The following is a 20,439-nucleotide window of genomic DNA, read 5'->3' as shown; positions in this document are numbered from 1 at the left end:
ACCGGTTAATACGGTTTTCTATCTATCTAACCGCCATGAATCATTTTGGAGATAATGCCTTTATCCTTGCCAAGTTCCCCCAGCACAAGGCCTCCCAAATGCAGGACAATAAATGCCACCGAATAGTAAAGCGCTTGAATATGAATCAGTTTAGCTATATGGTGCGCTTCAATAAAGGCTTCCCCTCTGGGCAGCCAGACAATTAACATACCCGTCAGCAGGGTAAGGCCAAAACAGATATAAAACACCACATAGATCATGGATTTGAACCGTTCTTTTGCAGGCAGCTGTTTTTTAAACGGACTTTTAAAGGTGGACCCCTGCAGTCTGAATACCAGCATCCGGATAAGATATAACCCGATTAACACATAGCCTGCCCATACGTGGTAACGCCACATGGGATAGCGGACCGCCTTGCCGATGCTTTCGGCATCCTTTGGGGACAGCTTGATGCCTTTATCTGATAATTTCTGAGCAACGATTGCTCCCACCTGGGTTTTATTCATCCAGTTCTGGCGAAGCAGGACGGTTAAAAGGATAAATAAGAAAACACCTGCAATCAGCCAATGTAAGATCCGGTGCGCTTTTGTATAAGAAGTAGAAGCCACTTTAATAATGAAATGTTAAATTATAACGCTTTTGCTTTGATTTTATGAACCCTGCAAAGCTAATATCCGTCCCTTAAAGGGGATTTCGAGATACGGAATTTTTGAGGTTCCCCTAAAATGCAGGTTATGCACATACTCAATGCTTCTTTTTTCAAAAAAGCAGACTGATCTGCTCAAATCCTCATGACTGTTAGCTTTGCACAGAATAAGGGCTGCTTTTTCAAAAGCTTATACACATGCTATGCACAGGTTATCCACAAATTAGCAATGCTTATGCACAGTCTATGCACAGCTATTATTGTGAAATATCTCCAAAGCTACTACTGTAGCGGATTTGAGGGCTGTTTTACTTGTGGATAAAATAGCCCCTCCAATTTTTGGGTTAAAAGTGGGAAAAAGTGTTATTTTGTGGTAGAAAGTTCCAAAAAACAACTTTATTCAACCGTAATGGTGCATTTTTTAGGCGAATACGAAGTAACACTCGATGCAAAAGGAAGATTTCTTTTGCCCGCCGGATTTAAAAAACAAATCCCGGAGGAGTCATCCTTGCGTTTCATCGTCAACCGCGGTTTTGAAAAATGCCTCACACTCTACCCCATGCAGAGCTGGGAACCCATGTTCGCCAAAATTAGTACACTAAATGATTTTGACCCAAAAGTCAGGGCATTTAGACGTCAGTTTTTAGGAGGAGCAACGGAAGTGGAAGCGGATACCGCAGGCAGACTGCTGCTCCCCTCCACCCTTCGTGATTTTGCCGGGCTCACCAAAAACATCATTCTGGTAGCAGCGGTAGATAAAATTGAGATTTGGGATGCCCAGGCTTACAAACAGATCTTTGAAGATTTCTCAGCGGATAACTTTAGCCAGTTAGCTCAGGATGTCATGGTAAAACCAGCACCGAATAATGAGTAGCCAGTCCCCCGCATACGACTATCACCTGCCGGTGCTCTATAAAGAGACACTGGAAGGCCTTAATATACGTCCGGGCGGCATATACGTGGACTGCACTTTCGGCGGCGGCGGGCACAGCCGCGGTATTCTGGAAAAACTGGGGCCTGACGGAAGGCTGATCGCCTTTGATCAGGACAGTGACGCACAGGCCAACATCCCCAAGGATGACAGAATCTTATTCATTGCTCAGAATTTCCGGTACCTGCAGCGCTTTTTGCGCTTAAATGAAATTGAGGCGGTAGACGGCGTGCTGGCGGATTTAGGTGTCAGCAGTCATCAGTTCGACCAGGGAGAAAGAGGTTTCTCCATCCGTTTTGACGGTCCCTTGGACATGCGGATGGACAGAAGAGCCAGCCTCACCGCACAGCAGCTACTGGAGCAGTACTCCGAGCAGGAGCTGCTGCGTATTTTCAGCAACTACGGTGAAGTCTCCAATTCTAAAACCCTGGCCAAGTTTATCGTCACCAACCGGACAGCCGGTCATCTGAAAACAGTGCAGGCTTTTAAGGAGTTTATCCATCCGATGGTAAAGGGCAATCCCAATAAGTATTTTGCCCAGGTATTCCAGGCGCTCAGGATCCAGGTCAATGAAGAGCTGCTGGCCTTACAGGAATTACTGGAACAGATACCCGGTGTATTGGCAAAAGGCGGAAGGGCCGCCATCATCACCTTTCATTCGCTGGAGGACAGGATGGTGAAGAACTTTTTTAAAAACGGAAGACTGGAAGTGGAAGAGGAACATCCTTTTTTAAACTCCACTTTCAGGAGCCCTTTAAAAGTGATTACCCGTAAACCGGTCACGGCCCGGCCAGAAGAACTGAGGGCCAACAACAGAAGCAGAAGCGCAAAATTAAGAGTAGCAGAAAAAATAGCTTTATCACAAGAGTAAAACAGCAGAACCATTAACACCACCCATGATGCAACAACCAGAGGAGAAAAATAAATTTAAAGCATCATTTAAAAAAGTCGTCCGATATGACTGGATTACCAACAATATCGGCTACTTCCTGTTTTTGGCCATGCTGACGGTCCTGTATATCGCCAACGGTCATATGGCAGATAAAGCCATCCGCGATATCAGCCGTACGACAAGAGAGATCAAAGACCTTCAGTTTGAATACAAGACACTAAAAAGTGAGCTCATGTATCAGACCAGAGAGTCAGAATTAGTAAAGGCAGTAGAAGAGGCGGGGCTCAAAATCAGTGAGACGCCCCCCATACATATTAAATTAGAAACAAGAAAACCAAAGGATAATTAACAATGGAAATAAAACGCGACATACTCTGGCGTGTGTACCTCTGCTTTTTGCTGGTGGTACTTGTTTGCATTGTCATCGTTGGGAAAGCTTTCTACATCCAACAGGTACAGGGCGACTACTGGGAATCCATGAGTGACAGCCTGCACCAGAAAATCCAGGAAATCGCCGCAGACCGCGGTACGATCTACAGCGATAACGGGCAGATGCTCAGCACCAGTATTCCACAGTTTGACATCTATATTGATTTTGAGGCCGACGGCCTCAGAGAGAAAAACGGTAAAAGATTCACTGAAAACCTGGATTCGCTCAGCTACGGACTGGCGAGCCTCTTTAAAGACAGAACCGCTTCCGTCTACAAAGAACTCTTAAAGGAAGGATACAGAAAAGGCAACCGCTATTTCAGCCTCAAAAAAGGCATCTCTTACAGGAACTACCAGAAAATGCTGCAGTTACCCCTGATCAGAGAAGGCCGCAACAAGAGCGGCTTTATCGCCGAGACCCAGAATATCCGCCTGAACCCCTATCAGATCCTGGCCTACAGAACCATTGGCCTGAACCGCAGCAATTCTCAGAAAGTGGGGCTGGAAGGCACTTATGATTCTGTGCTCAAGGGCACGCCCGGTAAAAGACTGGTCCGCTTTATTGCAGGCGGCGTAGCCGTACCGGTGGATGAATCCGCTGATATTGATCCGGAGAATGGTAAAGATATCATTACCACCATCGATACGCATATACAGGAGATTGCCGAGAACGCACTGATGAAGATGATGGTATCCAATGAAGCCACCCACGGCTGCGCCATCGTCCTTGAAGTCAAGACCGGGAAGATTAAAGCCATCGCCAACCTGGGCAGAACACCCGAGGGCAATTACTGGGAAAACTTCAATTATGCGGTCACTCCTACCGAACCAGGTTCCATATTTAAGCTGGCCACCATGCTGGCACTTCTGGAAGACAAAAAAACATCGCTGGATGCGCCTATTGATTTACACGGCGGACACTGGGCCATTAACGGCCGGGTGGTCAATGACGCAGAGAACCATGGCAATGTCGCCAATGTAAAAGAAGCCTTTGAGGTCAGCTCCAATGTCGGGATGGCAGAACTCGTCTACAATGCCTATAAGAACAACCCGATGCAGTTTGTCAACCATCTGAAAAAAATCGGGCTGGGCAGCTTAACCGGTGTGGACATCACGGGCGAGAGACATCCTTTCCTATACACGCCGCAAAGTAAATTATGGAGCGCGACCACGCTACCCTGGATGGCTTTCGGTTATAACACCCTGATCTCCCCTTTGGGTATTGCCATGTTATACAATGCAGTGGCCAATAACGGCGTCATGATGAAGCCTTATCTGGTATCCGGTTTTGCCAAAGAGGGCCAGGTCATCAAACAAATCGAGCCTACAACGCTTAGAACAATAGCAGATTCTGCTGTCATCAAACAGCTACAGTCCCTGGTCTATGGGGTCTGTAATGAAAAGCACGGCACCGGTTATACACTGCTGAAAGATCTTCCCTTTCAGCTATGCGGTAAAACAGGTACGGCCCTGGTAGCAGAAGGGAAAAACGGATATAGCTCAAAAATCTATCAGTCCGCCTTTGCCGGTTATTTCCCGGCAGATGATCCGCAGTATACCTGCGTCGTGGAAATCGTCAATAAACCCCACGCTGCCCGTTATTACGGCGCTGCCGTGGCCGGTCCCGTCTTTAAGGAAATTGCGGAGAGACTCTATACTTTATATGTGAGACGCAATAACCCCAATCATTACGAAGGGCTGGACAGCCTGAAAAAAGTTGCCGGAGGATATAGTTTTAACGGCAAGCGCTCCTCTTTTCAGACGATCGCCGGCACCCTGGGCTGGAAATACCAGTTTGCCTCCAAAGATCAGGATGCCACCTGGGCCCGGTTTTATACCAATGACCAGTCAGAAAATTATATGGCCCCCCTCGGTACGATTCAGGACGGGTTTCAAAAAGGGCTGAAAGGCAATAAGATGCCGGATCTAAGCGGACTAGGCCTTAAAGACGCCTTATATATATGTGAAGGATTAGGGTTAAAGGTAGATGTACAGGGATTTGGCAGAGTAAGTGCGCAGTCGCTGGCAGCAGGTGCCAGCGTAGAGCGAGGACAGGCGATTCAGCTGTCGCTGGGCGACACGCCTAAACAGGGATAGCAGATCAGACAGATAAAGACAATATTCATCAGCAGCAATAATAGCATTTGAAACAGTTACGTGACATATTACATAAAGTAGCCCTGGTTGGTCTGTACGGATCCACGGATATCTCTTTACAGGACTTACAGCTGGATTCCAGAGCGGTACATGAAGGCAGTGTCTTTATTGCAGTGGTCGGCCTGCAGGCAGACGGTCATGCCTATATTGATAAAGCCATCGCTCTGGGGGCTGTGGCCGTTATCTGCGAAGACCTACCGGCCACGCTGCATGACAGCGTCACCTATGTTCAGGTTAAAAATGCGCATGAAGCCACCGGCGTCATGGCGCATAACTTTTATGATGAGCCTTCCACCAGGTTAAAACTGGTCGGCGTAACAGGTACCAATGGCAAGACTACGATCGCTACCTTATTATTTAATCTGTTTTCTGAACTGGGGTATCACTGCGGACTACTGAGTACCGTACAAAATAAAATCGGCACCGAGATCATACCAGCCACCCATACAACGCCGGACGCGATTCAGTTAAACGCCCTGCTCGCTGAAATGGTCTCAAGAGGCTGCACCCACGCCTTTATGGAATGCTCCAGTCATGCCATCGACCAAAGGCGTATCGCAGGACTGCACTTTAAAGGCGCCCTGTTCAGCAATATCACGCATGACCACCTGGACTATCATAAAACCTTTGATAATTATATCAAGGCCAAAAAGCGCTTTTTTGATGATCTGAGCTCTGATGCTTTTGCCCTTTCCAATGCCGATGATAAGAGAGGCACGGTAATGCTGCAGAACACCAAGGCCTCCAGGCATTATTACGGCCTGAAAAATATAGCAGAATTCAAGGGAAAGATTCTGGAAAATAACCTGACGGGACTGACCATGCTGGTAGGCGCCACCGAAGTGAATTTTGGACTGATCGGCACCTTTAACGCCTATAATCTGCTGGCCGTATACGGTGCCGCCACCTTACTTGGCGAAAGCAGCGAAGAAGTACTCCGGGTGCTGTCCATGATCAAGGGGGCGGAAGGCCGCTTTGATTACCTGGTCAGCAACACGCAGATCATAGCCATCGTGGACTATGCGCATACGCCGGACGCCCTGGAAAATGTCCTTGCCACCATTAATCAGCTTAGAAATAATGGCGGACAGATCATCAGCGTGGTGGGCTGCGGCGGAGACCGGGACCGGACCAAAAGACCGGAAATGGCAGCGGTCGCCGCTTCCTTAAGCGACCGGGTGATTCTGACCAGCGATAATCCCAGAAGCGAGGAGCCGGCGGAGATTATCCGGGAGATGGAAGCAGGCCTGGATAGCGCGGGACGCAAGAAATCCATCAGCATCGTCGACAGAAAAGAAGCGATAAAAACAGCCATCAGCCTGGCTCAAGCGGGAGACATTATCCTGGTTGCCGGCAAGGGCCACGAAAAGTATCAGGAAATAAAAGGAGTCAAAAATCATTTTGATGACCACGAAGTGGTCAGGGAGATGTTCAGCCTCCTGGATAAATAAATAAAAGAAGTAAAAACAAGGATCAAACACCGGGGCGCAGGGGTCTTTCAACAGGCAGCATCAGCATCCACATAACCATTAATACACAATAAATGTTATACAGTCTTTTTACATGGTTAAAACAGGAATTTAACATCGCCGGGGCAGGTGTATTTCAATTTATCACCTTCCGCGCAGCGATGGCCATTCTGCTGTCCTTATTTATTGCCACCGTTTACGGCAAACGGGTCATCAATTTACTCTCCCGTAAACAAATCGGGGAAACGGTCCGCGACCTGGGCCTGGCTGGCGAAGCCCAGAAAAAAGGCACCCCTACCATGGGTGGCATCATCATCTTACTGGCCATCATCATCCCCACGCTCCTGCTGGCTGATCTGGATAAAGTATATGTGCGCCTCATGCTGCTATGTACGGTCTGGCTGGGAGCCATTGGTTTTTTAGACGATTATCTGAAAATCAAATCCCGCAAAAAAGCACAGCAAAAAGGAGAACAGTATAAGAAAAAAGATTCTGACGGTCTGGCCGGCACAGCTAAAATCATCGGACAGGTTGGCCTGGGCATTATCATCGGGGCTACTTTATACTTTAACCACAACGTATCCATGGAAAGGGAGGTGATTCCTACGGGCAGTAACACCGCCGTTGAACTCACGCTCAACGGTCCTAATGAGTCCATCCGTAAGGTAGACGGCGTAGATAAGAAATATGTCAAGGTCAATGCACCCATTACGACCATTCCCTTTGTCAAAAATCATGAGTTTAACTATAGCAGGCTGATCAGCTGGATAGGTCCGGGCGCAGAAAAATATACCTGGGTTGTCTATATCCTGATTGTCACCTTTATCATTACCGCCGTTTCCAACGGCTCCAATATGACAGATGGCCTTGACGGACTGGCAGCAGGCGTCAGCGCCTTTATAGGCGTAGGCCTGGGCATACTGGTCTACGTATCGGGTAACATCAAGATGGCCGATTATCTGAATATCATGTATATCCCCAATCTGGGAGAGCTGACCATCTTTATCAGTGCCTTCGTGGGTGCCTGTATCGGATTTCTCTGGTACAACGCCTATCCGGCGCAGGTCTTTATGGGCGACACCGGTTCCCTGGCACTGGGAGGCATTATCGCCTCACTGGCCATTATTGTACGCAAGGAGCTGCTGCTGCCGATATTCTGCGGAATATTCTTTGTGGAGACCTTAAGCGTGATCATCCAGGTGAGTTATTTTAAATATACCAAGAAGAAATATGGCGAAGGCCGGCGTATTTTTCTGATGAGCCCTTTACACCACCATTATCAGAAAAAAGGGTTCCATGAAAGCAAAATCGCCATCCGGTTCTGGATTATCACCGTGCTGCTGGTCGTATTCTCTATCGCAACACTTAAAATTCGTTAGTCATCCATTATAACAAAGCATCCTCATACTCGTAATTATCCAATAAAAGTGGCAACAGAAAATCAACATACGGAACAACTTAAAAAATACGGGGTCGTTGTCCTGGGTGGCGGAGAGAGCGGTGTCGGCGCTGCTATCCTGGCACACACCAAAGGCCTGGACGTATTTTTAAGTGATGCAGGTCAGTTGGCTCCGCTTTACCAAAGAGAACTGGAAGACCATGGTATCGCCTTTGAACAGGGCGGCCATAGCGAACAGATCATCCTTAGCGCAACAGAAATTGTCAAAAGTCCAGGCATCCCGGAAAAAAACGAACTGGTTAAAAAAATAAGGGGCCGGAACATCCCGGTTATCAGCGAGATAGAGCTGGCCTACAGATATAAAGGCGACAGTAAGATTATAGGCATTACCGGCACCAACGGGAAAAGCACCACCACCAGCCTCATTTATCATATCTGTAAACAGGCGGGTAAGGATGCAGCCCTGGTGGGCAATATCGGTATTTCCATTGCCAGACAGGTAGCCCTCCAGCCCAAAGACATTTATGTCACGGAAATCAGCTCCTTCCAGCTGGATGACATACAGGATTTCAGGCCGGATATCGCCATCCTGCTCAATATCACGGAAGATCATCTGGACCGTTATGAATATAACATCCAGAACTATATTGAAAGCAAGTTCAAAATTGTACAAAATCAGACGTCCGATGATTATTTTATCTATAACATAGATGATTCACTGATCACCGGTCAATTAAAAAATATTTCCATCTCATCTAACTTATTACCTTTTTCTATGAAACAAGAATTATCCAAAGGCGCGTACATCAAGAACAATGAAATGCTGATTAAAGTCCAGGAAGAACAGGTCAGTATGAATATCTATGATTTTGTAGCATTAAAAGGTAAACATAATCAATATAATACTATGGCAGCTGGCATTACAGCCTCCGTTCTGGACATCCGTAAAGAAAAAATCCGCTCTGCCGTCCAGACTTTTGAAAGTCTGGCCCACCGCATGGAGTTTGTCGCCACCATCAGAGGCGTCGATTTTATCAATGACAGCAAGGGCACCAACTTAAATTCTGTCTGGTTCGCCCTGGAAAGCATGGAAAAGCCTACGGTCCTGATCATGGGGGGCGTAGACAAAGGCAATGATTATTCGCTGATCGCTGATCTGGTGGCAGAAAAGGTGAAAGCCATTGTCTGCATCGGTCTGGATAACCAGAAAATAGCCGACGCGTTCAAAGACGTGGTAAGCCCGATCGTGCAGACCGCCTCCATGAAAGATGCGGTGGACGAGGCCTATCACCTGGCAGAAAAAGGCGACTGCGTTTTACTGAGTCCCGGCTGTTCCAGCTTTGATCTGTTTAAAAATTATATGGACAGAGGCGATCAGTTCAAGGAAAACGTTAAAAACTTATAGTAGAAAAGCCGGGCCGTCAGCCCCCACAGGTCAGCATAAACAGCAATATTCAAGCAGTATAGGAGTCATAACAGCGATGATAAATGATTTATTAGAAATAGAGAACCCCTTTAAAGGCCTTTCCCAAAAGACCAAAGGCGACCGGTATATCTGGGCCTCCGTGGCCCTGCTGGCACTGGTATCCTTACTGGTCGTCTATAGCGCGACCGGCTCGCTGGCCTATAAAATGAATCATGGCAATACGGAAGTTTATTTATTCAAACAGATAGTCTTTATCATATTAGGGTTGGGTGTCATCTATTTTTTACACCGGGTGAATTATTCGCTGTATTCTAAAATAGCGCTGATCTGTTATGCCATTTCTATTCCTTTATTATTCTATACCCTGTTTTTCGGCGCGGAAATCAATGACGGGAGCAGATGGATCAAGCTGCCCATCATTAATATGACCTTTCAGACCAGTGATTTTGCCAAATTAGCCCTGTTTATGTTTATGAGCCGCCAGCTCAGCCGTAAGCAAAAGGTCATCAAAGACTTTAAAAAAGGCTTTCTGCCCGTCTTTATCCCGGCAGCACTTACCTGTCTGCTCATCTTCCCGGCCAACCTGTCCAACGGCCTGTTGACCGGTGCGACCGCCCTGATGCTGATGTTTATCGGAAGGGTCAGTTTAAAGCATATCGGTATGGTCATCCTGGTGGCTTTAATACCGGTTGCCCTGCTGATTGCCTCAGCCGTCATCCATCACAGTGCCACGACCGATAGCCAGGGGCATCAGATAGAGACCGTGGAAGGTTCCGGCGGCGGCATCTTTAAACGCTTCAGCACCTGGCGCTCCCGGGTTGAGAATTTTATTTATTCTGATAATACGGAAGTCCCTTATCAGGTAAAACAGGCTAAAATCGCCATTGCCAACGGCAATGTGCTCTTTGGTCTGGGTCCCGGCAACAGCAGACAACGCAATTACCTGCCTCAGGCCTATAATGACTTTATCTTTTCTATTATCATAGAAGAGTACGGGCTACTGGGCGGGGCCTTTATCATCTTTATATACCTGGTTTTTCTGTTCAGGTGTATCCGGATCTTCAGAAAATGTCCCTTTGCCTTCGGGGCTTTTCTGGCGCTGGCCTTAAGCTTTACCTTAATTATTCAGGCGCTGGCCAATATGGCCGTCAATGTCAACCTGATGCCGGTCACCGGAGTCACGCTGCCGCTGATCAGCATGGGGGGCAGTTCCTTTCTATTTACCTGCGCCTCCATCGGTATTATTCTCAGCGTGGCCTGTAACGTAGAAAAAATGGAAGGCAAACAGCTGGCGGTGCCCAGTGAGGCGACACCGGTGAAAGAGAAATTAAAAGCAGCAGCCCTTTAAAATCCTTAGGAGTTCTGAAAATGGAAAAAGAAAACAACATACCGACAAAGCCCAGACGCATCATCATAGCAGGTGGTGGTACCGGCGGTCATATATTCCCGGCCATCGCCATTGCCAATGCGCTGCGCAAGTCTGACCCCAGCATTGGACTGCTGTTCGTCGGCGCGAAGGGTAAAATGGAAATGGAAAAAGTACCGCAGGCGGGTTATGAAATCCGTGGGCTGAATATTGCCGGCTTTAACCGCAGCTCCATCTTTAAAAACCTCAGTCTGCCGTTTAAATTAATACAAAGTTTCTGTCAGGTAAAAGAGATCTTCAAACAATTTAAGCCGGATGCGGTGGTAGGCGTGGGCGGATACTCTACTTTCCCGGTGCTGAAGTATGCGCAAAAAAGAGACATCCCAACTTTCATACATGAGTCCAACAGCTTTGCCGGCAAAAGCAATATACTGCTCGGCAAGCATGCGGTGAAGATCTTTGTCGCTTCGGAAGGCATGGAAAAGTTCTTTCCAAAGGATAAAATACTGATTAGCGGCAATCCGGTCAGAAAAATCATTTCTGAATATACCGTCAGCAAGGCAGAAGGACTGAAGTTCTTCGGGCTGGATGAAAACAAAAAAACCATCCTTGCCGTCGGGGGGTCGCTGGGGGCCAGAAGCATCAATGAAGTCATGCTGACCCATTTAATTGACCTGCATCCTTTAAATATCCAGCTGATCTGGCAAACCGGGAAAAACAACTCTTCCCGTTATATCATGAGCGGCAAGACCCATAAAAGCAATGTCTGGGTCGATGAATTTATACAGGAAATCGACAAAGCCTATGCGGCGGCCGATATTGTGATCTCCAGAGCGGGCGCCATGTCTGTAGCGGAAATGTGTGTGGCGGGCAAACCCACCGTATTTGTCCCCTACCCCTACGCTTCAGAGGACCACCAGACAGAAAACGCCATGCGGCTGATCAGAAAAAATGCAGGGGCGATGGTACCAGACAGTGAAGCGCCTACCAAACTCTTTGGTACCGTAACGGATATATTATTTGATGAAGACAAACTGAAAGCCTTTGAGCAGAACATCAAAAAATTAGCCGTCACCAACGCCAATGAGATCATCGCGGAGGAAATTTTAAAAACGGTCAAGTAAACATACATCAATATTATAATAAATTATATCATCATCAGTGAGTCACCAAGCGGATTATATTACTAAGGCAGGCAAAAACCTGGCTGATTACCGTCAGGTCTATTTTATCGGCATAGGCGGCATCGGTATGAGTGCGCTGGCCCGGTTTTTCAAAAGCAAGGGCGCGGCCGTGGCAGGCTATGACCGCCACCCGACGACGCTTACAGATCAGCTGGCGGCAGAAGGCATTTTGATTCACTTTACAGAAGATACCAGCCAGATCCCTGCGGGTACCGATCTGGTGATCTATACGCCGGCCATCCCTAAGGACAGCCTGGAACTGGCCTATGTAAGAACACATTTTACCGGTATTGAAATCGTCAAAAGAAGCGATGTACTGGGCTGGATTACCCAGCAGAGCTTTAATATCTGCGTCGGGGGCAGCCATGGCAAGACTTCCATCTCTACGATGACAGCCCATATCCTGAGGCACTCAGGCTACGGGTGTAACGCTTTTTTAGGCGGCATCGCCGTCAACTATGACAGTAATTTCTGGAGCAGCGACCGTCAGGTAAGCGTAATTGAGGCCGATGAATATGACCGCTCCTTTTTAAAGCTATCTGCGGATATTGCGGTAATCACGGCTATGGACGCCGATCACCTGGATATCTACGGTACGCCCAGAGAAGTAGAAAATGCTTATATCGCCTTTTCTGAAAAAATCAAACCGGGCGGCCTGCTGATCAGTAAATACGGCCTTACCAGAGACAGCGAACTCAAAGCAGACCGGCACCTGCACTATAGCCGCTTCAACGAACAGGCGGATCTGTACGCCTCCAATCTCCAGGTTCAAAACGGCAGTTATGTATTTGATGTCCACCATAAGCAGCAGCTCATACCCGGCTTAACGCTTACAATCGGCGGTCTGCATAATGTGGAAAATATGGTGGCAGCCGTTGGGGTGGCCCTAGAGCTGGGCATCGCGGCAGACAAAATAAAAGCAGCAGTAGCTGATTTTAAAGGTGTCAAAAGAAGATTTGAATATCACCTCAGAGATGATCAGCATATATTAATTGATGATTATGCACATCACCCGGAAGAGCTCGCCGCCCTGATTGAAGGAGTCCGCAGTCTATATGCAAAAAAGCTGACCGTCGTCTTCCAGCCGCATCTGTATAGCCGGACCAAAGACCTGGCAACAGCATTTGCCGAGGCGCTGGACAAAGCAGACGAAGTGATCCTTTTGCCGATCTACCCGGCCAGGGAACTGCCCATGGAAGGCGTCAGCAGCCTTCTGATATTAAATAACATGCAATTGGAACAAAAAAGAATCCTGGAAAAACAGGCGCTTTTATCCACAATACAAAAAGAAAACCCGGAACTGTTGGTTCTTTGCGGTGCCGGTGACATCGCCGAACTCATAGAACCCGTTAAAGCGATATTATCGCCCGGCAAGCATACAAGTTAATGGTAAAAAAGAAACTCATATTAATCATCTGGCTACTACTGGGCTTTGGCGCAGCGGCCTTATTTTTTATCGGAGCCGGCTCCAAGGAAGATAAGCTGTGTCAGGGTATCAATGTAGAGATCAGCCGCAAAGCAAGGCAGGTCTTTACCGATATTCAGGGTGTCAAACAAAATATCGCAGAGGCAGGCGGCAAACCGGGCATACCCGTAGGTCAGATCAACCTGAGCCGCATTGAGAACAACCTGCAGCAGAACCCCTGGATCAGTCATATTAAATTATATTTTGATAATGACCAGGTTCTGCAGGCCGTGCTGGAGGAGACAGATCCCATTGCCCGCATATTTACCGTCAGCGGCAAATCCTTTTATCTGGACAGTGGTGCGCATTTTTTACCGACCAACAGAAATATTGTAGCGAGGATCCCGGTATTTACCGGTTTCCCGTCAGATAAGAAAGTACTGTCTCATCCGGACAGCCTTGTGCTGCAGGATATAAAAACCATTGCCTCCTTCGTTATACAGGATACTTTCTGGAACAGTTTTATTGCACAGGTCAATTACGATCCTGCCGGCGGTTTTGAATTACAACCCACGGTGGGCAATCAGGTTATCCGCATCGGTAATGCAGAGGCCCTGGACAGTAAATTTAACCGGCTGTACAGCTTTTACAGACAGGTCATCGCCCGCACCGGGCTGGATGCCTATAAAGAGATTGACGTACAGTATCAGGGACAGGTGGTAGCGATACCGGCCGGCAAATCCACCCAGGCGGCCACGGCCCAGCCCGCAGTAACGGCAGATAAGGCCACCGGGATCCCGCCGCCTGCGGTTATTACCCCTAAAAAAACAACGGCGCCGCCAAAAGCAAAAGCGATACTGGCACCCGCCAAAAAAACGATAAAAAAGACACCCCATACAAAAACAACTAAAACCAAATAAATAATGAACGAAAATCTAAACGCACAGCAAAGGAAAATTGCGGAAGAAATGGTTCAGATGACCCCAGACAGTGATGCCCCCATTATTGTAGGGCTGGATATCGGTACCACCAAAATCGCCGCCATCGCAGGTCGTAAAAACAAACAGGGCAAACTGGAGATTCTTGGCTTCGGTCATGCGCCCAGCAATGGTGTTCAGCACGGTCAGGTCTTAAATATCGATCAGACCATGCGTGCGATCAACGCTGCCCTGGAGAACTGCCGCACCAGCAATCCTGACCTGGATATCAATGAAGTCTATGTCGGTATCGCCGGACATCATATCAAAAGCCTGCAGACCCGCGGCGATATTGTCCGTCAGAATGCCGAACTGGAAATCCAGCGTGTGGAAATCGAGCAGCTCATCGACAACCAGCGTAAAACCTTTATTCCGGCAGGAGATCAGATCATCGATGTGATTCCGCAGGATTTTTATGTGGATAACTTTCAGTTCATTAAAGACCCCGTTGGGTTTAATGGCGTGAAAGTTGGTGCTAACTTTCACATTATTACAGGGGACAGGAATGCCATCCGCAATATCAACCGGGCTGTCGAAAGAAGCGGCCTGAAAACAAAAGATCTGGTATTGCAGCCACTGGCCTCCTCCTCTGCCGTTCTTTGCGACATGGACATGGAAGCGGGCGTAGCGGTACTGGACATCGGTGGTGGCACCTCGGATCTGGCCGTATTCTACGAAGGGGTGCTTAAACACACCGCCGTTATTCCATTTGGCGGTGAAAACATCACCCATGATATCCGTCTGGGTCTGGGCGTTTTAAAACAACAGGCTGAGGCCATGAAAAAGCAATTTGGCTCAGCCTTGACGGACGAAGCGAAAGCCAATGCTTTTATCACCATACCCGGATTACGTGGTTTACCACCCAGAGAAATCAGTGTTAAAAACCTGGCCAATATCATCCAGGCCAGAATGACAGAGATTTTGGAATTTGTTACCTATCACTTAAAACAAGTGGGTCTGGATAACAGAAAACTCAATGGCGGGATTATCCTGACCGGTGGTGGTGCGCAGTTAAAACATTTAAAACAATTAACCGAATTCGTGACGGGGCTGAATGCCAGAATCGGTTATCCTAATGAACACCTGGCTCCCAATCATATCGAGCAATTAAAAAGCCCGATATACTCCACCTGTCTTGGTTTAATCCTGAAAGGCTACAGTGATTACGAAACCCACACGAAGGTCTTTGCCGGATCTAACGTAGTCAAACATCCGACTACGCCGATTCTGACTACACAGGGACCGGACGGTCAGACGCAGACAACGGAGCCCGTTTCCACTCAGCAGCCTGAGCATACGCAGTCGACTGCAACGGACGATAAACCCGCGCCCACGCCACGTCCTGCGCGCAAGATCATGTTCTGGGAAAAATTCAAGAACAATCTGATTGACCTTTTTAAAGAAGAGGAAGATCAGGTCATCCGATAAAAAAATTACCTGCTTAAAGATTACAATTCTTTTTAGATTTTAATTGTAATCTTTAAGCCAGGAAAAACACTTATAACTACTAACCATTTAAATTGAAACGTTATGATCGACTTTGATATCCCCAAACAAAAGTCATCCATTATTAAAGTAATCGGTGTTGGCGGTGGCGGCGGTAATGCTGTCAACCACATGTTTGGGCAAAAAATTGAAAATGTAGACTTTATTATTTGTAATACAGATGCGCAGGCACTCGATAACAGTGCCATCCCCAACAGAATCCAGCTGGGGCCCCATCTGACGCAAGGCCTGGGCGCCGGCGCCAACCCGTCCATCGGACGCCAGGCCACGGAGGAATCCCTGGAAGAGATAAAAAGAATCCTGGAAGTAAACACCAAGATGGCTTTTGTCTGTGCAGGCATGGGCGGCGGAACCGGTACCGGCGGCGCTCCTATCATCGCCAAGATCTGCCAGGACCTGGGCATCCTGACCGTGGGCATCGTGACCACCCCCTTCAGCTTTGAAGGCCCCAGAAGAAGAGGCCAGGCTGAAAACGGTATTAAAGAATTAGAACCACATGTGGATACTTTACTGGTCATCAGTAATGACAAACTCCGCATGCAGCATAAGAATTTAAAAATGCGGGAAGCATTTGGCAAGGCAGATGACGTTTTATCTACCGCTGCTAAATGTATCACCGATATTATCAACTCCAACGGACAGATCAACGTAGACTTTGCTGATGTCTGCACCGTGATGCGTAAAGGGGGAGTGGCCATCCTGGGCAGCGCGGTAGCTGAAGGAGATGACAGAGCAAAGACCGCTATTGAAGACGCCATCAACTCTCCGCTTTTAAATGACAATGATATCAGCGGTGCCAAATGGATCCTTTTGAACATCAACACCAGTGAAGGAGAATTTGAATGCGGTACAGATGAGTTTGAACTCATCAATGACTTTGTCCGTGAAAAAGCGGGCGAGAACACCGATGTGATCGTCGGTATGGGCATTGATGAAAGCCTGGGCAAAGGCCTGGCGGTGACCCTCATTGCTACGGGCTTTGAGCACAAAGATCCATTTGATAAAACAGTCCGGGAAAAAGTAGCGCAAAAAGACAAAGAACTGTATGTACTCAATATCCAGGAAAATGCAGTAGCGGCGGAAGCAAAACCGGTCACCCCGGCTGAACTTGCAGGCAGCCCGGCTGCAGCACCTGCAGCAACTGTCACACCCGAGCCAGCTCCAGCTCCCAGCTTTCAACAGCCGGCAGCCGCTCAGCCAAGCGAAATGGAAAGCCTGACGCCTAGACTGATGGAAGAAACGCCCGCGGAAGCGCAGGCACCTGTACCTGTATACAGCGCACCTGCTCAGGAAGCACCTGCTGAAAATATAGCGCAGCCACAGGTCATACATTTTACCCTGGACCAGGAACAGAATCAGGAACAAATACCAGCACAGGTACAGCAGCCCGCTCAACAACCGCAGCCGCAGCCGCAGCCTCAGATGCCCGTACAGCAGCCGCAGATTCAGGTACAGCAGCCGCAGGCGCCGGAACTGGCCTTCGGATATACAGAAAAACAGAGCGCAGAAAATACCCAGCCGGAGCAGCCCTCCAGCGTACCCGGGTTTTTAAACAAACCTTCCAATATCTATGCACCTGAACCGGCTAAAGCACCGGCTCCTCAACCGCAGCCACAGCAGCCGCAGCACGCTTATGTGCAGCGACCTGAAGCGCCTGCTACTCAGTCGCAGCCGCAGCCTGTAGCGCAGCAGCCTGCTTATCAACCAGCTGCTCAACAGCCGGTTTATACACAAAGGCCACAGCCCGCTGAGCCGCAGCGCCCTATTATCAATAGCATCCCTGATTTTCAACAGGAAGAAGAGGAAATGCAGATTGTATATAAAGAATCAACCCCGCAGCCTGCAGCAAACCCATACGGGGCCGCTGCCCTGGGTGGCCAGCAGGATCTCTCAGAAGAAGAAATGAAAAGAAAGAAAGCAGAAGAGAGAATACAAAAGCTGCGCAATCTTTCCTACAATGTTCAAAGCGGTGACCCCAATGGTGATTTTGATGCGGTCCCTGCATACGTGCGCAGAAACCTGGAAATGCTGGGTGGTGCAGAGAGCAGTACTGCAGAAAATTATTACAGCAAATACACCGTTAATAAAGATGATAAAGACGGCGCTAATATCTCCAGCCTGAATGCCTTCTTAGAAGGTAAAAAGCCGGACTGATCAACAGCCGACCAGTCATCCGGCTGAACGGATGCACAATTTTTGGTTTAAATGGTTTTTAGTTGTAAGGCTCCTCTGACACGATCAGGGGAGCTTTTTTTTTAGCCACCTACCAATGCCTTACCATTATTTTCCCGACAAATTTAAAATACAAATAATTAACTATCATTAAGTTATAATTTATTTTATTTATTAGTCTACTAATTTAGTAGATTTATTTGGCCAGTTCATCATCTGCCCTTATTTTTGCATCAGTAAACAGCCGTCACAGCACTAGCGGCCTTTTAAACAGCCTCAAAAATAAAGGCTTTTTTATTAGACTTTTAGTCTATCATTTTAGTAGACTTTTAAAATAAAACACATGCGTAATTTCTATTATTATCTCCATATAAGTTCGACAAAGGCGCGATGTTGCTAACCTGAAGACACCCATCCTGCTGAGGCGGGAAGATAGGTCCCCAAAAAAGCAGCGTATCACCCCTTAGTCTTATAGCCTTTAAGAAAAACAAATTACCTGAAGGCCTTTACTTATAAAAAAATAATAGCAATGAGTCAGTCAACCGCAAAAGTCAATAAACACGTCCTTCCCTTTACCGAAGTACTGGAAGGCGCTCCTTCCATCAGTAATTACTACGGATTTTCTCCCCTTAAAAAAGGAGATCTGTTGCCCGTTATTACCCATCCTGGTAGTCATATCATCTATCCGGGGGTAAAGCCAGAGCAACAAACCGTAAAAGACATTACTCCCGTATCGCTCTTAGAGCTCAGTCATATTAATAAACCCCTGGTCATCGCCTTCAGGCCCTCCATCCAGCATACCCCCAAGGATGATATACATTTTCTGGATTCTTTTCAAAGGGATATCCAGATCATGGGCGGTTCTTTACTGGTCGTATCCAATGCCAATATCCGATATTTAAGAAGGCAGCTGGGACAGCATAATCACCTCTGGGTATTATCCGATCCGCACAATAGCCTGGCTGAACAGTTTGGTTTATATACGCCGGAAAACCCTATCGGCGACTGGCTCTCCGGCATTGATGACAATATCCCGCTGCCCGCCTTTTACGTAGTGCTGCCTTCGGGAGAAATCAGCTACCATTATGTAGACTATAATTTTAGGACCTACAGCCCTGAGAGCGGCGAGATATACCAGCAGGGATTTGTAAGGCAGATCCTGACCCGGATTTACCAGGACGCCCATTACCTGCGTCATGGCCAGAAAGCAGTTTTTAAGCATCCCTAGTCCGGCTTAACTACAAAGTACAATTACAGAAATAAAAGATATCCATTTGTTCCCGAGCTATCCTTAATCCTGATCTGAGATTTAGGGGTAGCTCTCTTTTAATGCAGCCGTTTACCTTAAACGATTTATGTATAGTTATGAATAGGCTAATGCTGGCGCTCCTGGTGAGCCTTATGGTGATAAAAAACGGGGCTGCACAAACCTTTCAGGCTCCGTCCTGTTCTCAGATAACGACCGGGCATCCTTTACTGATTGGCGATACGCTGTTAAGCCATAGCGCCGGACTCCAGGTACCGGTGGCAGCCGCCTATTTATCCGCTCAGGATCTATACCATATGGCGATAAAGGCAGCCCTTCGTAAAAAATATGCCATGGCCCTGCGTCTGTTTAGGGCCAGTATGGGAGGCAGTTTAAGGGGCGAACAAAAGCATATAGACGCCTCTTTTGTATTAAGTAGTTTTCGGGAGCTGGACGAGCCTGAGACCGTCGACAAGGTGCCCCCTTCCAGACCTGTTAAAATAAACCGGCTGCTGAGCAGCTTTCAGGATGGCAAAAAAGCCAGCGGTTACGGTCTGTATATACACGTCAAGCAACCCATACCGGGGAAAAGGAAAAGGTTCAAATGGTTTGGCACGGTAGGTCACAGTTTTATTACGCTGATTAAATACAACCAGGATGGCACGCTTGTGCAAAGAACCTTCGGGTATTATCCTAAAAAGCATTTTATGCTGGAAGCGACTCCTATTATACCCTTCGCTTCTTCTGATTTTAAAAATGACAGCCTGCACACCTGGGATGAGTCCGTCGGGCTGTTTATTACAAAAGTACAGTTCCATAAAATCATCCATTTATCCAGAAAATATGCCCGGCAGCACTATCATCTGTCCAGACGTAATTGTACGGATTTTGCCCTTGCCGTAGCGGATATATCCGGTTTAAAGATCATGCAGACCGCCGGACAGTGGCCCCTTGGCAGCGGTAATGACCCGGGAGATACAGGGCAGAGTTTACTGGAAGGCAAAATAGAGTTCGAATCCCTACAAAATGCAGCGGATATTTTACTGATTGATACCGCGGATAGCTCCCAGCAGACCAGTGCCATGATCAAAACGCCCTAAATAAACCGGCAGTTATTGTTTGCATTTTATTGTTTGCATGAGGTAATTTAACCTCTGCAAAGCGGGCGTCTGATCTTCTCAAAAAAAGGGGCAGCCTGTTATTTTTATCTGTTTCCCACGCGTTATAGGAGAAT

16 protein-coding genes are annotated in these 20,439 nt (G+C 47.6%); 15 read left to right on the top strand and 1 reads right to left on the bottom strand.

What is annotated here, in order from left to right; all coding sequences use genetic code 11:
* Window positions 1-26 precede the first annotated feature (26 nt).
* Window positions 27-608 carry a cytochrome b/b6 domain-containing protein gene (locus tag BLU80_RS07490; protein WP_170831176.1) on the bottom strand — a complete coding sequence of 194 codons (582 nt, stop codon included), beginning with the start codon at window positions 606-608 and terminating at the stop codon, window positions 27-29.
* A gap of 408 nt (window positions 609-1,016) precedes the next feature.
* On the opposite strand from BLU80_RS07490, the gene mraZ reads away from it, so the two are divergent.
* The 15 genes from mraZ (at window position 1,017) to BLU80_RS07415 (ending at window position 20,305) form a co-directional block, all read left to right on the top strand.
* Window positions 1,017-1,520 (top strand): division/cell wall cluster transcriptional repressor MraZ, encoded by a 504-nt coding sequence (gene mraZ / locus BLU80_RS07485; RefSeq protein WP_244518803.1) that lies wholly within the window; start codon window positions 1,017-1,019, stop codon window positions 1,518-1,520.
* Window positions 1,513-2,448: a 16S rRNA (cytosine(1402)-N(4))-methyltransferase RsmH gene (gene rsmH, locus BLU80_RS07480; protein ID WP_091395979.1), complete on the top strand. Its 936-nt coding sequence runs from the start codon at window positions 1,513-1,515 to the stop codon at window positions 2,446-2,448. Before mraZ ends, rsmH begins: the two co-directional genes overlap by 8 nt.
* A gap of 25 nt (window positions 2,449-2,473) precedes the next feature.
* Complete coding sequence (locus BLU80_RS07475) at window positions 2,474-2,818, top strand: FtsL-like putative cell division protein (RefSeq protein WP_091395976.1); 345 nt, start codon at window positions 2,474-2,476, stop codon at window positions 2,816-2,818.
* A 2-nt stretch (window positions 2,819-2,820) separates the two neighbouring features.
* Window positions 2,821-4,995, top strand: a complete 2,175-nt coding sequence (locus BLU80_RS07470; protein WP_091395973.1) for a penicillin-binding protein — start codon at window positions 2,821-2,823, stop codon at window positions 4,993-4,995.
* Window positions 4,996-5,042: 47 nt separating this feature from the next.
* Window positions 5,043-6,506 (top strand): UDP-N-acetylmuramoyl-L-alanyl-D-glutamate--2,6-diaminopimelate ligase, encoded by a 1,464-nt coding sequence (locus tag BLU80_RS07465; protein ID WP_091395970.1) that lies wholly within the window; start codon window positions 5,043-5,045, stop codon window positions 6,504-6,506.
* A 92-nt stretch (window positions 6,507-6,598) separates the two neighbouring features.
* On the top strand, window positions 6,599-7,903 hold the full coding sequence (gene mraY, locus BLU80_RS07460) for a phospho-N-acetylmuramoyl-pentapeptide-transferase (RefSeq protein ID WP_091395967.1): 1,305 nt from the start codon (window positions 6,599-6,601) through the stop codon (window positions 7,901-7,903).
* A 48-nt stretch (window positions 7,904-7,951) separates the two neighbouring features.
* On the top strand, window positions 7,952-9,328 hold the full coding sequence (gene murD, locus BLU80_RS07455) for a UDP-N-acetylmuramoyl-L-alanine--D-glutamate ligase (protein WP_091395965.1): 1,377 nt from the start codon (window positions 7,952-7,954) through the stop codon (window positions 9,326-9,328).
* 76 nt (window positions 9,329-9,404) lie between these two features.
* The gene (locus BLU80_RS07450; protein WP_091395962.1) at window positions 9,405-10,697 is read left to right on the top strand and encodes an FtsW/RodA/SpoVE family cell cycle protein; all 1,293 of its coding nucleotides are present in this window, start codon (window positions 9,405-9,407) and stop codon (window positions 10,695-10,697) included.
* Window positions 10,698-10,717: 20 nt separating this feature from the next.
* Window positions 10,718-11,839: an undecaprenyldiphospho-muramoylpentapeptide beta-N-acetylglucosaminyltransferase gene (gene murG, locus BLU80_RS07445; RefSeq protein WP_091395959.1), complete on the top strand. Its 1,122-nt coding sequence runs from the start codon at window positions 10,718-10,720 to the stop codon at window positions 11,837-11,839.
* Window positions 11,840-11,876: 37 nt separating this feature from the next.
* Window positions 11,877-13,286 (top strand): UDP-N-acetylmuramate--L-alanine ligase, encoded by a 1,410-nt coding sequence (murC, locus tag BLU80_RS07440; RefSeq protein WP_244518801.1) that lies wholly within the window; start codon window positions 11,877-11,879, stop codon window positions 13,284-13,286.
* Complete coding sequence (locus BLU80_RS07435) at window positions 13,286-14,224, top strand: cell division protein FtsQ/DivIB (RefSeq protein WP_091395956.1); 939 nt, start codon at window positions 13,286-13,288, stop codon at window positions 14,222-14,224. Before murC ends, BLU80_RS07435 begins: the two co-directional genes overlap by 1 nt.
* A 3-nt stretch (window positions 14,225-14,227) precedes the next feature.
* Window positions 14,228-15,709 carry a cell division protein FtsA gene (ftsA, locus tag BLU80_RS07430; protein ID WP_244518799.1) on the top strand — a complete coding sequence of 494 codons (1,482 nt, stop codon included), beginning with the start codon at window positions 14,228-14,230 and terminating at the stop codon, window positions 15,707-15,709.
* Between the two features lie 102 nt (window positions 15,710-15,811).
* A complete protein-coding gene (ftsZ, locus tag BLU80_RS07425; RefSeq protein WP_091395952.1) occupies window positions 15,812-17,941 on the top strand; it encodes a cell division protein FtsZ in 2,130 nt (709 codons plus the stop codon).
* A 547-nt stretch (window positions 17,942-18,488) separates the two neighbouring features.
* Window positions 18,489-19,187 (top strand): redoxin domain-containing protein, encoded by a 699-nt coding sequence (locus BLU80_RS07420; protein WP_091395949.1) that lies wholly within the window; start codon window positions 18,489-18,491, stop codon window positions 19,185-19,187.
* 137 nt (window positions 19,188-19,324) lie between these two features.
* Window positions 19,325-20,305, top strand: coding sequence for a hypothetical protein (locus BLU80_RS07415; protein ID WP_139188106.1), 981 nt, complete (start codon window positions 19,325-19,327; stop codon window positions 20,303-20,305).
* Window positions 20,306-20,439: the final 134 nt, after the last annotated feature.

This window comes from Arachidicoccus rhizosphaerae, assembly GCF_900107765.1.
Taxonomy (GTDB): Bacteria; Bacteroidota; Bacteroidia; order Chitinophagales; family Chitinophagaceae; genus Arachidicoccus; species Arachidicoccus rhizosphaerae.
This window is presented reverse-complemented; position numbering and strand designations above follow the sequence as displayed.